Here is a 361-nt window from a genome sequence, read left to right on the forward strand (position 1 = left end):
ATTTTGCCCAATCAAATAAACTCAAACAAAGACCAATGGTGGTGGAGTCCAAAAGGAAAATTTTACTCTTTATTTTGAATTTTACTTGCTTAAACTTAGCTTGCTGTCCTAAACTATCCAATAGTTTAAAGTAGTATTCTTTAAAGAGCGTATAATCTCTATTTTGATTTTGATAACTTATTGTTGATTTTGAAGGTGCTTTTTGAACTCCTAAATGGTTTAAATTGCCTGTCGCCGAACGAAGCCCGTTGCTAATATCTCGAACAGATTGACTTTTTGCAAAGTGGCAAAACAACATCGATACTAAATGCGTCCAACTATTAAAACCTTTATTGTGCTTATCTGTCTCTTTAGTTGAAAC

General features: G+C 33.0%; 1 protein-coding gene. It reads right to left on the bottom strand.

All coding sequences use genetic code 11. The annotated features are described in order from the left end of the window. A partial coding sequence (locus tag CHU92_RS04085) for a DUF4372 domain-containing protein (RefSeq protein WP_129583004.1) occupies positions 1–361 on the bottom strand: 361 nt, incomplete at both ends.

It is taken from the genome of Flavobacterium cyanobacteriorum, from assembly GCF_002251835.1.
Lineage (GTDB): Bacteria > Bacteroidota > Bacteroidia > Flavobacteriales > Flavobacteriaceae > Flavobacterium > Flavobacterium cyanobacteriorum.